This window comes from Pseudacidovorax intermedius (assembly GCF_003350475.1).
Lineage (GTDB): Bacteria > Pseudomonadota > Gammaproteobacteria > Burkholderiales > Burkholderiaceae_C > Xenophilus > Xenophilus intermedius.
Genome location: NZ_QQAV01000025.1, coordinates 1 through 3,945 on the forward strand (window position 1 = coordinate 1; position 3,945 = coordinate 3,945).

Sequence of the window (3,945 nt, forward strand, 5' to 3'; positions counted from 1 at the left end):
CGTACACGAGCTTCGTGAGTGCGCAGGCGGGCACGACGCCCGTGCAGCTGGGCACGTGCACGAAGGTGACGCCGGCGAATGCGGCACCGGCTGCGCCGGTGGGCTGCGCCACCGTGCAGGCCACCGGGGGCACGGGGGCCGTGAGCTGGAGCTTCACCGGCTCGCTGCCCGGGGGCGCATCGGGCGACGTGCTGATGCGGGTCTCTGTGGATTGAGGAACGGCGATGTGCCGAGCCGAGCGATGCATGAGGCGGATCGGCTCTGCAAATGGCAGGGAGGAATGATGAATTTCAATGATTTGGCCCAGCATATGTTTTATTCAGGGGTTAGGAAGCGATTAATAGGGCTGAACTTCGTCCACAAACTCCTCTTCCTCTTCGCCATTTTTTTGCTTAGCAGCCATTTCGCATTTGCGCAGACTGTACCCACCATCACCTGCTCCAGCGACGGCAATGTGCTCAATACGGGATATAACGGAGCGGGTGGGGTCAAATCGGCAGGATCCGTGGATTCGGTGTGGAAGGTCTCGTCTGGGCAATATTCGGGTGTGTACACGGCTGCCCCAAGCCTGGTGGCACCTCCCACGGGCATAACGTATAACGACGCCTATGTCATTGACTCATCGACGATCGGTGGATGGGTTTCCAACGGAAGCACAGTGACTTGGCTATCCTCTACGACGAGCTCTACAAGTCCTGGATGGGTCATTTATTACTACAAAATGCAATTCAACGTCGACTCGACAAAGATCGATCCTTCGGCGCTGATTTTGACCTTCAATTATGCGGGCGACGATGATACTGTCGGATTTTTTGTCAATGGTGACCCAGTCAGTGCGGTTGGACCGTTTAATACGACAACCCCCATCAGTATCGGCGGGAAGTGGGTTGCGGGTGTCAATACGGTCATCGTCGGCCTCTGGAATGGGCCGGGTAGCAACCCCCAGGGTTTCTATAGCAAAACTTCAATCAATCAGACGGGCGCATGCAGGCCCCTGGTTACCTTCCAGAAAACCCTGGGTGGCAGCGGCCGCCTTGATGCAGCAGATCAATTCAATTTAAGCGCGACCGGTTCTGGAGCTTCTTCGACGACGACCACGGGCACTGGCGCGGCTGTCACCTCTTCGGCAGTGAATTTTGTCGCTCAACCGGGCGCCTACACCTTGAACGAATCGATGGCGGCAGGAAGCGCATCGAGTCTTTCGCAATATGCGGCCACCGTCGCGTGCACGAACACCGGCACGACGAATGTCGCCAGCCTCACGAGCCTTCCTGCGAGCTTCACGGCGGCGTATGGCGATGCCATCAGTTGCGTTGTCAAGAACACGCCCAAGGTCACCTACTGGGACAACTCCACCACGGCCAATGGCGTGGTCAACGGCGGTACCGGCACATGGGATGCCACCACGGCCAACTGGACAACCCAGAACGGCGGCACGAACGGCATATGGGCGGGCGACACCAGTGTGGCCACATTCGGTGGGCTCGTCGCCGGCCCATTCACGGTCACGGTCTCAGGCCCGCAGAGCATGGGTGGGCTGACCTTCAGCACCACGGGCTACACGCTGAGTGGGAGCACCTTGACGGGCGCGGCCAGCACCAACGTGCTGACGGCCGCCTCTGGGGTGAGCGCGACGGTCTCCAGCGTACTCGCCGGTACCACTGCGTTCGAGAAGCAAGGCCCTGGCACGCTCACGCTGAGCGGCACCAACACCTACAGCGGTGGCCTTGCGGTCAAGGCGGGGGTGTTGAACAGCAGCGCACAACTGAGCGCGCTCGGCGGCTCGGTGTCGGTCGACAACGGCGCCAGCCTGAACCTGAGCAACCCCACCGCGGCTCAGATCGTCTATACCGGCCCCTGGAATATCGCGGGCACACTGTCGTACGCCCATGCGGGCACCACGCCCAAGAGCATCTATAAGCCAGGGCCAACCACCTTCACCAACGCCACCATCAACGTCACGGGCAGTTCTCCGCTGGAGACGCTCGACGGCTCGAACCGGCGCCTGGTTCTGACGGGAAGCTCCACCATCGGCTCGGGCAGCCTGAACGTGAGCAACTTCGGCGACGTCTCGCTGGAGGGCAACGTCGACACCACCCTGGCCGTGACGGTGGACAGCACCAGCCGGCTGCAGATCTACAACGGCACCATCAAGATCGGCACCCTCTCGGGCGCGGGCACCGTGGCCGCGGCCATCACGGGCACCGCACCCACGCTGTCGGTCGGCAACGGCAATGGCAGCAGCACCTTCTCCGGCAAGCTCAGCAGTGCCGTGGCCCTGGGCACCGGCACCAACAACTGGGGCCTCATCAAGGAAGGCACCGGAACCCTGACGCTTTCGGGCGCCAGTTCCTACACCGGCACGACGACGGTGAACGCGGGCACTCTTGTGCTGGCCAACTCCACGAACTGCGGCCTGCCCAATTCATGCCCTCTCAGCGGCGGCGGCGAACTGATCGTGGCCCAGAACGCAACCGTGGTAGCAGGCGTAGCAAACAGCGGAAACCCCAACCCTATCGGCGTTTGGTATCCCGTGAATGCCGGCCCCGCAAAGATCACCCTACGAGGCAAGCTGATTGGGGATTCCACTTTGGAGTCGAATCTGCCTCTCCTCGTGCTGGATGGCGGTGAACTTGCAACCAGCAGTCCGAGCCTTAGTAGTCGCGCGCTCGATTACGGAACGCACGTGCTCGGCAGCAACGTGCAGGTACTGAGTAACAGCACCATCAGCGCGGCCGGCGTGAACACCTACACGCCGGGCGGTACGGGTTTCGATATTGCTGCTTCGGCCACACTCAGCGTGACGGGCTATTTCTATACCGGCAGCGGGGCCGCGGACAAGGGTTTCTCCATCACGGGTGGCGGCAAGATGGTGTTCAGCGGCCCGGACAATACGGCGCAAGGCGCCATCACGGTAAGCAATGGGACGCTGCAGGTGGGCAATGGCGGGACGACGGGCAGCATTGCGTCGCACGCCAGCGTGGCGCTTTCGACCACGAATGGCAATCTGAGCTTCAAGCGCAGCAACGCCTACAGCTTCGGCAAAGTCATCAGCGGTGCGGGCAACGTATCGCAAGATGGCAGCGGCACCACGACGCTCAGCGGTGCCAGCACCTACACGGGCGACACCAACATCAACGCCGGCACGCTGGCCGTGGGGGTGACCAACGCGCTGCCGGCGGCCAGCGCCATCAAGGTCAACGCGGGCACGCTCAGTCTAGGCAGCTTCAGCCAGACGCTGTCCAACGGCCTCACGGTCACCGGCGGCACGCTGGACATGGGCAGCGGTGGCGCGCTGATCCTGAGCGGGGGCACCAGCAACGTCTCGGCCATCACCGGAAGCGGCAGCATCACGGTGAACACGGGCGCCGTCCTGAACCTCACGGCGGGCATCAGCGCGAGCAACGTCAACATCGTCATGGCGGGCGGCAGCGTGAACCTGGGCACCTTCACGCACAGCTTTGGCACCCTCACACAGACGAGCTCCAGCACCCTCACCTTCGGTGCGGGCAGCAGCTTGACGGTGGCCAGCATCGGCAGCCTGGGCACGGGCCAGACCCTCACGGCCAGCGGCTGGGTTGCGGGCAGCACGCACTTCTACGCCACGGCAGTCAATGGCACCCCTGCGCGCAACACGGTTGGCCAGACCCCCCTGAACCAGATCAAGCTGGGCGGCAATGCCGTATCCGCGACGTACTGGGCCAGCGGCACGCCGGGCGAGTTGACCGCGGCCGGCAGCTACACCTTCTGGGACGTCGTCACTGGCAACAGCCAGATCGACGGCGGCAGCGGCACATGGGACGGCTCGACCCTGAACTGGTCCGACAGCGCGGGCGCGGCCAACGGCACCTGGGCGGGCGGCACCAGCGTGGCGACATTCGGAGGCGCCAGCGGCGGCACGGTCACGGTCTCTGGCACGCAGAGCATGGGCGGGCTGACCTTCAA

Annotated in this window: 2 protein-coding genes; both read left to right on the top strand. The window is 63.2% G+C overall.

From position 1 onward, the window contains the following. A partial coding sequence (locus tag DFR41_RS27845) for a hypothetical protein (RefSeq protein ID WP_170159489.1) occupies nt 1–215 on the top strand: 215 nt, incomplete at its 5' end. Nucleotides 216–721: 506 nt separating this feature from the next. Beyond that, nucleotides 722–3,945, top strand: a 3,224-nt coding sequence (locus tag DFR41_RS27255; RefSeq protein ID WP_147284452.1) for a beta strand repeat-containing protein, incomplete at its 3' end; no start/stop codon positions are given.